Here is a 14383-nt window from a genome sequence, read left to right on the forward strand (position 1 = left end):
TTCTGATTCAGGCAAACATCATGGCAGTAAATCAATTGGCAAAGGCTATCAATACAACATGTGCCTACTGTGGTGTGGGTTGCGGTATTTCCGCCAGGGTGGTTGATCCTGAGCTGCACCTGGTGGAGATTACCGGGCGGGAAGATCATCCAGCCAATTATGGTCGGCTCTGTTCCAAGGGCAGCGCTCTGGGGGAAACGGTATCACTGGACGGGCGTCTTCTTTACCCAAAAGTTCATGGTCGTCAGGTAGTCTGGTCTGAAGCCCTGGATCAAGTGGCCTCACGGCTACAGGAAACCATTGAACAGTATGGGCCGGACTCTGTGGCCATTTATGGGTCGGGTCAGCTGCTGACAGAAGACTACTATGTCGCCAATAAACTGATGAAAGGGTTTATCGGCAGTGCCAATATGGATACCAACTCACGGCTCTGCATGGCTTCCACCGTGGCTGGCCAGAAGCGTGCATTTGGTTCGGATACCGTACCGAATACTTATCAGGATCTGGAGCTGGCTAATCTGCTGGTGCTGGTGGGCTCCAATACGGCCTGGTGTCACCCGGTGTTATTTCAGCGTATCCGGGCGATGAAAGAGCAGCGGCCGGACATGAAAGTGGTGGTGATTGACCCGAGACGCACAGAAACCTGTGATCTTGCTGATCTGCATCTGGCGATAAAACCGGGGGCGGATGTATTGCTGTTTAATGGTCTGCTTGCCTGGCTTGCCGATCAGGGTGCTTTGGATCAGGACTATATTGATCAACACTGTCAGGGCTTCGATCAGGCGCTGGAAGTGGCCAGGGCCAGTGTTGGTGATATACAACAGCTGGCGGATGCCTGTGGTGTAGAGCAAAACGAACTTATCCAGTTTTATCACTGGTTTTGTACCACCGATAAAACCGTGACGGCCTGGTCGCAAGGGGTGAACCAGTCAGCAGCCGGGACGGATAAAGTGAATGCCATGATCAACTGTCATCTGGCTACCGGTCGTATCGGTCGTCCCGGCAGTGGTCCATTGTCACTCACCGGGCAGCCCAATGCCATGGGTGGCAGGGAAGTGGGTGGGCTGGCCAATCAGCTGGCTGCGCACATGGAGTTTACGCCTGATGATATCGCCAGGGTCGGGCGTTTCTGGCAGGCAGCCAATATGGCGCAGTCTCCGGGCAAGACGGCGGTTGACCTGTTCAAGTCAATGGATCGGGGTGAAATACGTTTTGTCTGGATCATGGGGACTAACCCGGTTGTCAGTTTGCCGGAGAGTAACCGGGTGATAAAGGCTCTGACAAAGTGTCCGACAGTGGTCGTTTCAGACTGCATTGAGCACACGGATACGGCTGCATTTGCCGATATTTTATTGCCAGCAGCGCCCTGGAGTGAAAAGGATGGCACGGTGACCAACTCTGAGCGGCGAATTTCCAGACAGCGTGCGTTATTTCCCACGGCCGGAGAAGCCAGGCCGGACTGGTGGATGATCAGTGAAGTGGCAGGCCGTCTGGGGTTTGCCGAGGCGTTTAACTATTCCGGCAGTGCTGATATTTTCCGTGAGCATGCGGCACTGTCAGGCTATGAAAATAACCGGGAAGGAAAAGTCCGGGATTTTACCATTGCTCCCCTGGCCGATATCACTGACTCAGAATATGACGCTTTGGAACCGTTTCAATGGCCATTATCAGCGGTTCAGGGTGATGGTTCCGGGGCGCTGTCTGACACACAGCCGGTAATATCAACAACAGCAAGCAAGGCACGATTTTTTAAGGATGGCGGCTTCTTCACCGGGAATGGCCGGGCCAATTTTATTGCCACTGATGTTCTGCGCCCTCTGAATGCTCCCGGAAAGTCTTATCCACTGTTGCTGAATACCGGGCGGGTGCGTGATCACTGGCACACAATGACCCGAACCGGGCTTTCAGCCCGGTTGAATCAACATACCGATGAGCCGTTTCTGGCCATACATCCGAAAGATGCTGAAAGTTACCAGTTGCGTGATCAGGCGTTGTGTCAGATTTCATCGGAATTTGGCAAAGCGGCGGTGCGAGTGCAGGTTTCTGAAGCTCAACGGCCTGGTGAAGTGTTTATGCCCATGCACTGGACACGCCAGCACAGTGAGACGGGCTTTTCCGGGGTGCTGGTGAATCCGGTGCTTGATCCTGTGTCCAAACAGCCGGACCTGAAGTATACGCCGGTGGCTGTTGAACCTTACCACACTGAGCGGTATGGCGTACTTATTACTCGGGAGAGAGTAGCTTTTGGCGACATGGATTATATGACTGAGGTCCGTATTGAAAATGGCTATCGCTATGAAATGGCGGGTAGCAACCTGGATCAGTTATCACTGTTCTCAAGGCTCAAGAGCTATCAAAAGGTTGAGTTTACCGACAATACCGCTGGTGAGCGTCGGGTGGCCTGGTTTAGTGATGCACAGCTTCAGGCTATTTGGGTATCAAGTCAGGCGATATCTTCCTGTGATCGGCAGTGGTTACAGTCCTGGTTTTGTCAGACGGCCTCAATTGAGGAAGCCTGGTGGGTTCTGTCCGGCCAGCCTCCCCGGGGAGAAGACGCCGGCAGGCAGGTTTGTGCCTGCTTTGGGGTTGGTGAGAAGACCATCTGCCGGGCCATTGCTGAACATGGGTTGACCGACCCTGTGCAAGTGGGCAGTCATTTGCAGGCGGGAACCAACTGTGGGTCCTGTATTCCTGAAATCAGAGGATTAATCAAGAGAGGTTGACATTAGCCTTTGAATTCCGGACATAGGTACAACAACAAAACAAGTAACAGGGCAAGGAACTAAAAGAACTTTGGTTAGTCTCATAGCAATAGGGATAATCCGCAATAGGATTGCGCTATTGAGAGGACTCAAGAGGTTTATAATTATGAGTAACCCTTTAAATAACTCAGCATCACTATACATTGGGAGTGCATCGCCACGTCCACCGGGACCGGGCCGACCTGATGGCGCGGCAAGAGGAGCAGACCCCGGATTCCCCGATAGAGCCCAAGATGGTATTCCCCGAAATTTTCGCGGCAGAGGTATTACCATCGCCGAGCAACACCCATCATCGGTACATCAAGGGGAATTGAAAATCATTAATGAGGGACGTAGTTACATTGGTACTCATTTACCAACCGGCCCTATGGCGTTTATTCCACCAGATCGCGTAATCCGTGAAATTAACAACCCTGCTTGGCTGACCAATTCTCCCAGTGCCGTTTATACACCAGAATCTGGAGGAATAATTGGACCTTCCCGTAACCCTGACGCCCCCGGCTTCAGTTCTGAGATTCAGGTGCCGGATCACTGGGTGAATCCGGGGAATACGCAACCGTTTGCGCCTCCTTCCGATGGCCCCAAATTACCAAAACCCAGAACTCTCTAGAAAAGTTACAAGCCCGACCATGCTCAATTCTAAGAGCTGTCGGTGTTTCCCGGCAATAATTAACACCTATTGCATTTTCTAAGTATCTGTTGGTTTATGACTTGTCAGACAGTGATAGAATAAATGGTACGGGCTAGAAACAAATAAAAATACGGATATTCTTGTGCCTGAATGGGCATGGAAAAACTATAAAAATGAAAATTTACTCGGAAACAATCCAGGATATAAAAGTACTTGTCGAACAGAATGAAATCAGAGACAAGCAGGATATTGCACAATATTTGGACCGCTGTTCAGAGCTTGATCCTGTGGCAGAGGGTGTTTATGCCACGGTTTATAACCTGCCCGATGAACCGGATAAGGTGGTCAAGGTGTGCCCTGACAAAAAAGATGGCTATTACCTTTTTGCCCGATGGTGCATGACACCGGAAAACCAGAGCAACCCACACCTGCCTGTTATTCATCGTGAAGATGTCATTACCTTACCCTGCGGGATGGTGGTTCGGGTTTACGTGGTGGAGCGACTGTCAGACTTTATGGATGATGGGTCGCGGGCAACTGAACCCCGGCACTTTCATGACTATGACTTTGGCCTTTTATGGGGTTCCTGTAAGGCGGTCATGCAGTCTTTTGGTGTGGATAACAGTGAGTTTCCTGAGGAAATCAAAACACTGGAAGTGTTTGTTGAGAAGATAAAAGTATCCAGTTCTGATTTGGTGCAACGAGCAGGCAACAATATCTCCGATGTGGTTGATGACGGTATCATTGAATCCCATGAAGACTTTCTGCAAACACTCTTTGATATATTGACCCAACTGTCAACGGTGGGCTCAATGGACCTTCATGGCGGTAACTTTATGCTTCGTGGTGATACGGTTGTGATTACTGACCCAATTGCCCACAGGTATTAAGTGCTGTTCTGAAAACTGAAGCTGAACTGAAGACGATAATATTGACATATTGAGCTGATAGCGTGTTCTGCTTTAGCCCTGATACTCTCAAACTCCTCTTTATTTGGCAAAGTATCGTTATGGATGGTTATCTCTACATTGACCCATAACCATCTGCCGAGCCAGATCATGCTGATATTGATTTGCTGGCCGTCCCATTGTTCTGCTATGACTTTTTTTGTCGATTCTAACAGCTCTGGTGTTACCACATCTTTTAACAGCAATTGTTTAAAGTTTTTGTGCAGTGTCTTGAGGGGGAGCCCGACCAGAAACAGCAGTAGCCCTATGGTGAGTATGGAGTCAATAAAAGGGGTAATCGGGTGACTATTTCCTAACCGGTAAGCTATGGCAAACGCTGCCGTGGCCGCTGCGCTGACGGCAGAGTCAACCAGCCACTCCTGGCATTCAAAATAGATCAGCGGGGAGGGTTTAGAGCGATGAAGCAGAAAAAAAAGTGTGGCTGTAGCTCCCCCGATGATCGTTGAAAAAATCTCGTAAGCCAGGGCAAGGTCAAACTCCGGTATATACCCACCGGTGATGAGTTTGCAGATAGAAAAAGACAGTAAGGCAAGGCAAAGTCCCAGTAAAATAATGCCTTCAAAAAAAAGCATTAATGGCTCAAGGGTCGGGTAACCATAAGGGCTTTCAGGGGATGGCGGCAGCTTGACGATCTGGGATATCCTGACGTTTGCCATCATCGTCAAGGTGCAAAGCAGGGAATAACAACCGTCCAGCAGTACAGCGTTTGAGCGGCTGTAGAAGGCTACGAGAATACCTGTCACTCCAAAAAAAAGCTCCAGCACAACAGAATAGCGCAGGATGTTGAGCTCATTTAGCTGTAGCCAGTGATACATATTGTGCTCATCATAGGTCTTTCAGGAGCGTTAGAACCTGCTCTTTACCATCTTTGTCGATGACTAAGCTATGAGACATTGCACTGTCTCGAATGAAGGCATTCATTCCCGGATTTTTAATTGGGTAATTACCAGGGTTCGCTTAAAGGTCATCATGGCAAATCAGGTATGATTTATAGCAAATCACAGAGCCACGTGTGCTTTATTCTGTGCTGAAAAAGCAGGGAGTCATATTATCCCTTCAGGTGTCTCAGCTTCAGGGATTAAGGGATAACTCTCCACGTTGGGTAGCTGGTAGTGCCACCACACGGTTGCCAGGGGCTTAAAACCGGCAATATTCATCACGCCTGCCAGCATAAGTCGGTTGCGCTGTGCTTCTTCTGAAACCAGAGCGTTGCCATGATGGGCCAGCGGACGAAAGTCATCAAATTGGCTGCCCATGTCAAGCTCTCTGCCAAAACGGTCGGTGATGGTGAGATCTACCGCAACGCCTCTGCAATGTGGGCAGGGATCGGATTCCGGGTTGCCAACATAGTCAGGGTTCGGCATGTGGTGAAACAGGATGTGCTGTGCCGACAATGGACGAAAGGCATCCCAGATTTTGAGCCGGAGATTCAGTGGTCTGAGCAGCTCGGTCGCTTTCAGCAGGCAAGTCAGTGCGTCAATATGCAGAAAGCATTGGCTGCTTTGGTAAATGGGCTTGCCGGTAAAGTTGTTGCTACTGGCATAGGTAATATCAAGTGTAACGGGGTGGTGCTTTTCGCTAAGTAGAACCAGATTGCCATTACTATTTATTGTCGTCACTGGAGTCTCCATACCAGGGCAAATAGCAAGCATAGTCACTATTTCACAGGTTTCCTGTATTTTTAGCGGGATATGGGGATCTGTTCATGCTGAGTCTGTTGAAGGGCGAGAACTTCTGCCCCACATCATTTTGCCACTACCTGAAAACCAAACATCTGAACTATCAGTAAACAAATCGGTCTTGTATGCAAAACCCTTTATTCAGGTCAGCATGTTTATGGAAAGTCTTCATCAGTCAATTCCCAGGTGTACGCCACTGACTCGTTGCGAGCAGAACTTTGATTTGCAATTGGGGCCACAGTGCAAGGTTTATGCCCTGGCCGTTGTGCATCATGTTTTATGTGCCTGCGGCCAGCTACTGCCCTACAAAAATGGTGATGCGAGTGCATTAAGCGCGCGTAAAATTGCCAAGTCCTGCGGTTCAGCCGTTGGTGAGATTACCTCGCCCGAGCTGTTCCAGAAAGTGGCCTGCGGGATGGGAATGGCCACCAGTTTACATGAATATAAAGACCCGGTTGAGATGGTGTCGCTGCTCGACCATGCCTTTCGAGCGGGACGTCATGTCATCGTTTTTGTCCAGATGGACCAGGATACCATCAGTCACCCGGCCTCATCCGACTGCCACAGTCAGTGGCTTGAGCACGCCATTGTGGTTGTCGGTTGGGGTTCAGACACTCTGACAACGCTTAAAGCCGAGGTTGATGTCAGTAAAGTGGAGTACAAAACCCTCAGCGTGACCTGTTTTAACCGATCCGGTGGTATAGAAGACATCAGCCTGTCCGAGATCTACAACAGCTCCTGTCAGGTGGCGGAACAGAGAAAGTGTGAGCGTTTCTACAAACATTTGACTCTCAAGCACCATTTACCAGATCGTACTATCAAGGACTCCTGGCTTGGCATCTGCAATTCATTTCGCAAAGGTAGGGGTTCTTGCTACTGGCACGATTTTGATTCCAGTTACCATCTTTACCTCAAGCTTCATCGCGAAAAGTATCCGGATTTGTACATATCCTACGACTCGGATGCCTTATTCGACAGGGCTGCATCGGGGCTTATTCCTGAAATTGTTACCCGCGAATCATTTTCGGACAACGGCAGTTTCCGAAAGAAACTGGTCGTTGTCTCCTTGAAGACGACAGATGATACCCATCGTGCGTTCTGACTCCCGTGATGGGCATCTGATAACTTTGATGCTTGGTCGGGCTTGTGGCGCGTGTTATTAAACTTGTATCGATTATCAGCTGCGCTGGTCGAAAAAACTGAAGATATACAAGACCAGCAGGTGGCTTTATGGACGGAGTATCCGGGAATGGGAGCGATCGGCCTGTGGATGGTCAGGATCAGAAACTACCAGGACAGTCAGTTGTGAGCGTGGTGGATAATGCTGAAAAGGCGTTACCTGAGTCTGAGCTCCATCATCATGAAACGGGTTTACGGGCACGAAGCGTATCCGGAACGGATCTCTCTGTGGGCTGGTCTAGCGCAGATGAAGACGCCTCCAGCGGGGACGAGGACAGTGCTGACAGTGTCAACGGTGATGAAGGTTTTGCTGATGTTGAGATTCCCGGCCTCAACAGTAGTCTGGATTCTTTTTCCCGGGCAGATGAAGACGACGATAACGATATCATCTTCAGAGATGACAACTCATCCGGGATTGGAAGTGCGCCAACGACTCCCGGCGAGAAACCAGAAGACCCCTGGTCGGTGCCTGCCAGCGCTGAAGAAAAGTTACCCAGGCCGGTCTCCCTGGGGGAAAATCCAGATAAGTCCAACGCTACTGCCAGTGAAATCAGCTGTAATAGTAATGCTGAACCTTCAGCCTGCGAGACGCTTGTGGTCAGATACTCACCCCGTGCCCTGGCAAAGAAGCCATGGATAATCCGAAGCCGCAGTATTGATGCCAGTGATGAAGAGGCTAAGGCGGTTTATGAGGCCGATCATCATGAGGCTCTGTTGCTCAGGTCGCTGAGCAGTGATTTTATTATCGGTTTTATTGGCTTTAACGGAATCATTGATACGAAGGACTACACCACGGAGCTGGTGCTCCAGGATGGCGGACTCAATATGGCCCGGGCGATCACTCAGGTGCTGCCGGATGAACGCGTCCCGACCATCGTTTCCTGGCTGTATGATCTGGCTCGTGGTCTGACGGTGCTGAAGCAGAACCGCATTTTGCACCGGGATATCAAACCGGACAATCTGCTGGTTGATATGATTGCGAACCGTCTGCGGATCGCCGATTTTGGTAATGCCCACCGGGTGGTTGAGGACCGCTTTCCCTGCGATGCCTCCGGTTCTGCCCGATATTCTGCGCCAGAAGTGAGAGAGTGCAAGCGACAGAATTACAGTGCTGATATTTACTCCGCTGGCATCTCATTTGTTGAGATTATGATGGATGCAGACTTGTTAACCATGCATACCTGGCAGGAATTTTGCCGAGAGAAGTTACCGGTAACACTTGCTGAACCTCATTGTCAGCATCGGTCAGCTCCCGAGCTGACGGCATTGGTCAACGGGATGATTGAAAAAAAAGCCAATCGGCGACCCTGGGCGGAAATGATTGTGCACACACTGCAGGGGCATGGTTTGCAACCATAAGTCGTTAACCAAATGAAATCGTATTTTCTGGCTAAGTGAGGAAGCGGTTACGTCAGTGTCGATGGTTTCTGCTCCGGTTTAATAATGGGGTAGCTTGCAGCCTCCGGCAGTTGATAGTGCCACCATTCAGTATCTAAAGGGTCAAAGCCAGCAAGATTCATGACGCCTGCCAGAAGCAGACGGTTGCGCTGGGCCTCAGCAGAAATCTGTTTATTGCCATGGTGTGCCAGGGGGCGAAAGTCATCAAATGGGGTTCCCATCTCAAGCTCATGACCAAAATGGTCAATAATAGTGAGGTCAATTGCTATCCCACGGCAGTGGCTGCACAGGCCGCTCTCCGGGTCGGAAACGTAATCAGGATCAGGAAAAAGCAGGAATAATTCTGCCTGAGCCGTTATTGGCCTGAAAGCATCCCATACTTTCAATTTCAAATTCAGTGGACGTAACAGCTCTGAAGCTCGTTTGATTCCCTGCGCGGCCAGTGGGTGAAGATAGCAGTCGTGGCTTTTATAAATCGGATGTCCGGTAAAATTCTTGCTGGTCGCATACGCCATTTCGATATCAATGCCAAACTGTTCTGCGGTAATGAGTTTCAGTTCTGTGGGCGCTTTCATGAAGACGATCTCACGTTTAATAACAGGAGAATTGGCTGTGACCAGATAGAAAAAATATGTTGAACTCAGTGTTTCAAGTGCTGGCTTTAAACCGCAGGAGTTATTATTTATCTGAGTTTAGACGATGGGCAGAAAGGGAGTACTAAGCCCGGTATCGCTTTTGCGAGAGATACCGGGATAGAAAAGCAGCTGAGGATTAAATGCGATCAGTTACAGCTATGTAGTCACGTTTTGTCTCACCGGTGTATAGCTGACGAGGACGCCCAATACGGTAATCACCGCTGATCATCTCATGCCAGTGGGCAATCCAGCCCGGAGTTCGACCGGTAGCAAAGATTACAGTGAACATTTCGGTTGGAATACCCAGTGCCTTGAGAATAATCCCGGAGTAGAAGTCCACATTGGGGTAGAGCTTCTTCTTGATAAAGTACTCATCCTCCAGGGCGATTTTCTCCAGACGCTTGGCAATCCGGAACAGAGGGTCATCTTCAAGGCCCAGTTCCGTCAGCACTTCATCGCAGGTTTGCTTCATGACTTTGGCGCGAGGGTCAAAGTTCTTGTAAACACGGTGGCCAAAGCCCATCAGGCGGAATGGGTCGTCTTTGTCTTTTGCTTTGGCAATGTACTCATCGATATTGGCTTCATCCCCAATCTCGTTCAGCATCACCAGCACCGCTTCATTGGCACCGCCATGAGCAGGGCCCCAGAGGGCAGCGATACCGGCGGCGATACAGGCAAATGGGTTGGCTCCGGAAGAGCCTGCAAGACGAACGGTGGAGGTGGAGGCATTCTGCTCATGGTCCGCATGGAGCAGGAAAATGCGATCCATTGCCTTGGCCAGAACAGGCTTGACTTCATACTCTTCACAGGGTGTGGCAAACATCATGTGGAGGAAGTTGCCACCGTAGCTCAGGTCATTGCGTGGGTAAACAAACGGCTGGCCAATGGAGTATTTGTAGGCCATGGCAGCAAGCGTAGGCATTTTGGAAATCAGGCGATAGGCACAGATTTCGCGATGCACTTCATTGGTGATGTCCAGTGAGTCGTGATAGAACGCCGACAGGGCTCCGACAACACCACACATAACCGCCATTGGGTGAGCATCACGACGGAATCCGGAAAACAGATCGCTCATCTGTTCATGGAGCATGGTGTGACGCATGATGGTGTTTTCGAACTTTTCTTTTTCCTGGCGATTGGGGAGGTCTCCATAAAGCAGCAGGTAACAGGTTTCCAGATAATCAGACTGCTCGGCCAGCTGTTCTATTGGATAGCCACGATGCAGGAGGATACCTTTGTCGCCATCGATGTAAGTAATTTTCGACTCACAGGATGCAGTGGAAACGAAGCCCGGATCGTAGGTGAACAGACCGTTGGAAGTCAGCCCCCTGACATCAACAACATCAGGCCCGAGAGAGCCTGAATAAATGGGTAACTCCAGTGTCTGGTCCGTGCCGTCAATGGAGAGTAGAGCTTTCTTGTCAGCCATTTATGGCCTCCTGTCATGCCGTTTGGTCTCGTTATAGTTACTTTAGATGGATACTTTTTACAAAATGAAGCCGGAAAAAATCACAAATAAAGCCGGGAGACTGTTTAAAAAATATTCAAATTAGTTGTAAGTAGCTCCCTTTTACGGTTTGACCACTATAGAGACATAAATTTTTTTGTCAAACGAACTGATTATGAATGTAATCCGTAACAAATCTATGAAAAACGGCTTGGTCTTTTAGGGGTAATTGCCTAACAAGGTGAGCAATTGTAATTACCTGTTAGAGTGTATATACTCCGATCCCGAAGCCGTTAGGGTTGGTTCTTCGGTCCACCGGCTTTAAATTGAGGGGAAATCGTATATTTCGCATTTAGCGTTTCTCCACTTGCTTGTCGTAGGGTCCAGAGAACCTGGATGTTCTTGCTGATTCTGCTGTGTACGCTACCGAGCGTTGGGGCAAAAGAGTGAATAGCAAAAGACCTGTCAATCTCGATATAACAACAATCAAATTACCCCTGCCTGCATACACTTCGATATTGCACCGCATATCGGGTGTTATCCTGTTTATTGGTTTGGGTTTTATTCTTTATGGACTGGAATTGTCGCTTGCTTCCGAGGAGTCATTTAACGCCCTCAAGGCCTTGCTGTCAGCTCCCCTGGCAAAATTCATAATCTGGGGCATTCTGTCTGCCCTGATTTATCATTTGATTGCTGGAGTGAAACATCTGTTGATGGATATGGATGTGGGTGATGGCAAGGAGTCTGGAAGTCTCGGATCTATTGTGACTCTGGTTCTTTCAACAGTGCTGATTATCCTTGCGGGGGTTTGGGTATGGTAACCAATATTACCAATTTGTCCCGCAGTGGGCTTTATGACTGGATGCTGCAAAGGCTGACGGCAGTGGTTCTTGGTGTCTATTCAGTGTTTCTACTGGGCTACCTGGTTATCAATCCGGATCTGCAGTATGACCAGTGGGGTGAGCTCTTTGATGAAACCTGGATGCGGATTTTTACCCTGCTGGCGTTGATCTCTATCCTGGCTCATGCCTGGATCGGTATGTGGACGATCACCACTGACTATTTTAATGATCGCGCTTTTGGCAGTAAGTCTGTCCTTATCCGTTTTCCTTTGCAGGTTGTGTGCTTTATTGCTCTGTTCAGTTATGTGATCTGGGGCGTGCAAATTCTTTGGGGGCTTTAACCGATGTCAGCACTTCGTACCCTGACCTATGATGCCATCGTTATAGGTGGTGGGGGAGCAGGCATGCGTGCCGCGCTCCAGCTTACCCAGGCCGGAATTAAAACGGCCTGCGTCAGTAAAGTATTTCCTACCCGTTCTCACACGGTATCTGCCCAGGGCGGTATCACCTGTGCTATTGCCAGTGCCGATCCTAAAGATGACTGGCGCTGGCATATGTTCGATACCGTGAAAGGCTCCGACTATATTGGTGACCAGGACGCCATTGAGTATATGTGTTCGGTGGGTCCGCAGGCGGTTTTCGAACTGGAGCATATGGGCTTGCCATTCTCCCGGACTGAAGAGGGACGAATTTACCAGCGTCCGTTCGGAGGTCAGTCCAAAGATTTTGGTAAGGGTGGTCAGGCCGCCAGAACCTGTGCAGCGGCAGACCGTACTGGTCACGCACTGTTGCACACCTTGTATCAGGCTAACCTGAAGGGCGGCACAACCTTCCTTAATGAGTGGTATGCCGTTGATCTGGTGAAGAATCAGAAAGGTCAGGTTGCCGGTGTTATCGCCATTGATATTGAAAGTGGCGAAACCGTTTATATCAAAGCAAAAGCCACAGTCATGGCCACCGGTGGTGCAGGTCGTATTTACGCTTCCACTACCAATGCCCTGATCAATACCGGTGACGGTATCGGTATGGCTTTGCGTGCCGGATATCCGATGCAGGATATGGAGATGTGGCAGTTCCATCCTACAGGCATTCATGGTGCAGGCGTACTGGTGACAGAGGGTTGCCGTGGCGAAGGTGGTTACCTGATTAACAGTGAGGGCGAACGCTTTATGGAGCGTTATGCGCCAAACGCCAAAGACCTTGCTGGCCGGGATGTCGTTGCCCGTTCTATGGTGATCGAGATTCTTGAAGGGCGTGGTTGTGGTCCCAATAAGGATCACGTTCTGCTGAAGCTGGATCATCTCGGTGAAGAGACTCTGAACCTGCGTCTGCCCGGTATCTGTGAACTGTCTAAAACCTTTGCACATGCCGATCCTGTGAAAGTGCCGGTACCTGTGGTGCCCACCTGCCATTATATGATGGGTGGGATTCCCACCAACGTTGGCGGTCAGGCTCTGCGTCAGGATGGGGCCGGTAATGATGAAGTGATTGAAGGCCTTTATGCCTGTGGTGAGGCGGCCTGTGTTTCTGTTCATGGTGCCAACCGTCTGGGTGGTAACTCTCTGCTGGATCTGGTGGTCTTTGGTCGCGCTGCTGGCCTGCAGATTGAGAAAAACCTGAAAGATGGCTTTGACTCTGTGGACGCCTCAGACAGTGATGTGGAAGCAGCCTTGTCACGACTCGATCGTCTGAACAAATCAAGCAGTGGTGAAAGCGTTGCCAAAGTGCGTGCTGACTTGCAGAACACCATGCAGCTCTATTTTGGTGTGTTCCGTGAAGGTGAGAGCATGCAGAAAGGTCTCAAGCTGCTGGATGAGCTGGGTGAGCGGCTGGCCAATCTGCATCTGGAGGACAAGAGTCAGGCATTCAACACCGCCAGGGTTGAAGCACTTGAGTTGGAAAACCTGTATCAGGTGGCTTATGCAACAGCTGTTTCCGCCGAGGTCAGAACAGAGTCCCGTGGTGCTCATGCCCGTAATGATTACCAGGAGCGGGATGATGAAAACTGGCTGGCGCACTCGCTTTACTCACCGATTGATCAATCAGTAAGTAAGCGTGCTGTTAACTTTGCTCCGGCAACCATGGAGGCATTTCCTCCCAAGGCAAGAAGCTACTGAGGGAGAGAGGCTTATGAAGGTAAGTATCTATCGCTATAACCCGGAAGCCGACAAAAAGCCCTACATGATGGACTTTGATGTCGATATCCCGGAAGGCCGGGACCTGATGGTTCTGGACGTTCTGAATCTGATTAAAGAGCAGGATCCAACGCTGGTTTACCGACGTTCCTGTCGAGAGGGTGTTTGTGGCTCCGATGGCTTGAGTATTGGCGGTACCAATGGTCTGGCCTGCATTACCCCTTTGTCAGAAGCTGTCAGGGGAAATAAACTGGTTATTCGTCCGCTGCCCGGGTTGCCAGTAATCAGGGACCTGGTGGTTGATATGAGTCTGTTCTACAAACAGTACGAAAAGATCAAGCCATACCTGATTAACGATACGCCAGCGCCAGCCATTGAACGGCTCCAGTCCCCTGAAGACAGGGAGAAACTGGATGGGCTTTATGAGTGTATTCTTTGCGCCTGCTGCTCAACAGCCTGTCCTTCCTTCTGGTGGAACCCTGATAAATTTGTTGGTCCTTCCGGCCTGTTGCAAGCTTATCGTTTCCTTGCCGATAGCAGGGATACAGCGACAGAGGAGCGTCTGGCAGATCTTGATGACCCATTCAGTGTTTTCCGTTGCCGGGGTATCATGAACTGCGTCAATGTCTGCCCCAAAGGCTTGAACCCGACACGGGCTATTGGTCATATCAGGCAGATGTTGTTTAAGAGTGCAACATAGTTGCGGG

13 protein-coding genes are annotated in these 14383 nt (G+C 50.0%); 9 read left to right on the plus strand and 4 right to left on the minus strand.

Features of this window, described 5'->3' with window-relative positions; translation table 11 throughout:
* Positions 1–20: 20 nt before the first annotated feature.
* From ACO6UY_RS06740 to ACO6UY_RS06750, 3 genes are all read left to right on the plus strand, one after another.
* Positions 21–2723 (plus strand): molybdopterin-dependent oxidoreductase, encoded by a 2703-nt coding sequence (locus tag ACO6UY_RS06740; protein ID WP_422460726.1) that lies wholly within the window; start codon positions 21–23, stop codon positions 2721–2723.
* A gap of 145 nt (positions 2724–2868) precedes the next feature.
* On the plus strand, positions 2869–3372 hold the full coding sequence (locus ACO6UY_RS06745) for a hypothetical protein (RefSeq protein ID WP_422445992.1): 504 nt from the start codon (positions 2869–2871) through the stop codon (positions 3370–3372).
* Between the two features lie 194 nt (positions 3373–3566).
* Positions 3567–4283 (plus strand): hypothetical protein, encoded by a 717-nt coding sequence (locus tag ACO6UY_RS06750; RefSeq protein WP_422465635.1) that lies wholly within the window; start codon positions 3567–3569, stop codon positions 4281–4283.
* Here ACO6UY_RS06750 and ACO6UY_RS06755 read toward each other — a convergent pair.
* Positions 4280–5176, minus strand: a complete 897-nt coding sequence (locus tag ACO6UY_RS06755; RefSeq protein ID WP_422465637.1) for a cation transporter — start codon at positions 5174–5176, stop codon at positions 4280–4282. The genes ACO6UY_RS06750 and ACO6UY_RS06755 overlap by 4 nt on opposite strands.
* A gap of 228 nt (positions 5177–5404) precedes the next feature.
* Positions 5405–5980 carry a D-alanyl-D-alanine dipeptidase gene (gene ddpX, locus ACO6UY_RS06760; protein WP_422445986.1) on the minus strand — a complete coding sequence of 192 codons (576 nt, stop codon included), beginning with the start codon at positions 5978–5980 and terminating at the stop codon, positions 5405–5407.
* Between the two features lie 217 nt (positions 5981–6197).
* On the opposite strand from ddpX (ACO6UY_RS06760), the gene ACO6UY_RS06765 reads away from it, so the two are divergent.
* Both ACO6UY_RS06765 and ACO6UY_RS06770 read left to right on the plus strand, forming a co-directional pair.
* Positions 6198–7142 carry a hypothetical protein gene (locus ACO6UY_RS06765; RefSeq protein WP_422445984.1) on the plus strand — a complete coding sequence of 315 codons (945 nt, stop codon included), beginning with the start codon at positions 6198–6200 and terminating at the stop codon, positions 7140–7142.
* Positions 7143–7270: 128 nt separating this feature from the next.
* Positions 7271–8578 (plus strand): protein kinase domain-containing protein, encoded by a 1308-nt coding sequence (locus ACO6UY_RS06770; protein WP_422489438.1) that lies wholly within the window; start codon positions 7271–7273, stop codon positions 8576–8578.
* 47 nt (positions 8579–8625) lie between these two features.
* Here the strand turns inward: ACO6UY_RS06770 and ddpX (ACO6UY_RS06775) are convergent, their stop codons facing one another.
* Positions 8626–9192, minus strand: coding sequence for a D-alanyl-D-alanine dipeptidase (gene ddpX / locus ACO6UY_RS06775; protein WP_422489440.1), 567 nt, complete (start codon positions 9190–9192; stop codon positions 8626–8628).
* A gap of 196 nt (positions 9193–9388) precedes the next feature.
* Positions 9389–10681: a citrate synthase gene (gene gltA / locus ACO6UY_RS06780; protein ID WP_422489442.1), complete on the minus strand. Its 1293-nt coding sequence runs from the start codon at positions 10679–10681 to the stop codon at positions 9389–9391.
* A 464-nt stretch (positions 10682–11145) separates the two neighbouring features.
* Here gltA and sdhC point away from each other — a divergent pair, with 464 nt between their 5' ends.
* The 4 genes from sdhC to ACO6UY_RS06800 are packed head-to-tail and all read left to right on the plus strand — an operon-like array spanning position 11146 to position 14376.
* A complete protein-coding gene (sdhC, locus tag ACO6UY_RS06785; protein WP_422445978.1) occupies positions 11146–11520 on the plus strand; it encodes a succinate dehydrogenase, cytochrome b556 subunit in 375 nt (124 codons plus the stop codon).
* Positions 11514–11882 carry a succinate dehydrogenase, hydrophobic membrane anchor protein gene (gene sdhD, locus ACO6UY_RS06790; protein ID WP_269674836.1) on the plus strand — a complete coding sequence of 123 codons (369 nt, stop codon included), beginning with the start codon at positions 11514–11516 and terminating at the stop codon, positions 11880–11882. Before sdhC ends, sdhD begins: the two co-directional genes overlap by 7 nt.
* 3 nt (positions 11883–11885) lie before the next feature.
* Positions 11886–13658, plus strand: coding sequence for a succinate dehydrogenase flavoprotein subunit (gene sdhA / locus ACO6UY_RS06795; RefSeq protein ID WP_101746868.1), 1773 nt, complete (start codon positions 11886–11888; stop codon positions 13656–13658).
* A gap of 13 nt (positions 13659–13671) precedes the next feature.
* Positions 13672–14376 (plus strand): succinate dehydrogenase iron-sulfur subunit, encoded by a 705-nt coding sequence (locus tag ACO6UY_RS06800; protein ID WP_101746869.1) that lies wholly within the window; start codon positions 13672–13674, stop codon positions 14374–14376.
* The last annotated feature ends 7 nt before the right edge of the window (positions 14377–14383 follow it).

This window comes from Endozoicomonas sp. ALE010, from assembly GCF_049310165.1.
In the GTDB taxonomy this organism is placed as follows: Bacteria; Pseudomonadota; Gammaproteobacteria; order Pseudomonadales; family Endozoicomonadaceae; genus Endozoicomonas.

Excerpts from the sequence above, each read along its gene's own strand:
- ACO6UY_RS06740 (WP_422460726.1), top strand. The coding sequence starts at position 21 with ATGGCAGTAAATCAATTGGCAAAGGCTATCAATACAACATGTGCCTAC.
- ACO6UY_RS06745 (WP_422445992.1), top strand. The coding sequence starts at position 2,869 with ATGAGTAACCCTTTAAATAACTCAGCATCACTATACATTGGGAGTGCA.
- ACO6UY_RS06750 (WP_422465635.1), top strand. The coding sequence starts at position 3,567 with ATGAAAATTTACTCGGAAACAATCCAGGATATAAAAGTACTTGTCGAA.
- ACO6UY_RS06755 (WP_422465637.1), bottom strand. The coding sequence starts at position 5,176 with ATGTATCACTGGCTACAGCTAAATGAGCTCAACATCCTGCGCTATTCT.
- ACO6UY_RS06765 (WP_422445984.1), top strand. The coding sequence starts at position 6,198 with ATGGAAAGTCTTCATCAGTCAATTCCCAGGTGTACGCCACTGACTCGT.
- ACO6UY_RS06770 (WP_422489438.1), top strand. The coding sequence starts at position 7,271 with ATGGACGGAGTATCCGGGAATGGGAGCGATCGGCCTGTGGATGGTCAG.
- ddpX (WP_422489440.1), bottom strand. The coding sequence starts at position 9,192 with ATGAAAGCGCCCACAGAACTGAAACTCATTACCGCAGAACAGTTTGGC.
- gltA (WP_422489442.1), bottom strand. The coding sequence starts at position 10,681 with ATGGCTGACAAGAAAGCTCTACTCTCCATTGACGGCACGGACCAGACA.
- sdhD (WP_269674836.1), top strand. The coding sequence starts at position 11,514 with ATGGTAACCAATATTACCAATTTGTCCCGCAGTGGGCTTTATGACTGG.
- sdhA (WP_101746868.1), top strand. The coding sequence starts at position 11,886 with ATGTCAGCACTTCGTACCCTGACCTATGATGCCATCGTTATAGGTGGT.
- ACO6UY_RS06800 (WP_101746869.1), top strand. The coding sequence starts at position 13,672 with ATGAAGGTAAGTATCTATCGCTATAACCCGGAAGCCGACAAAAAGCCC.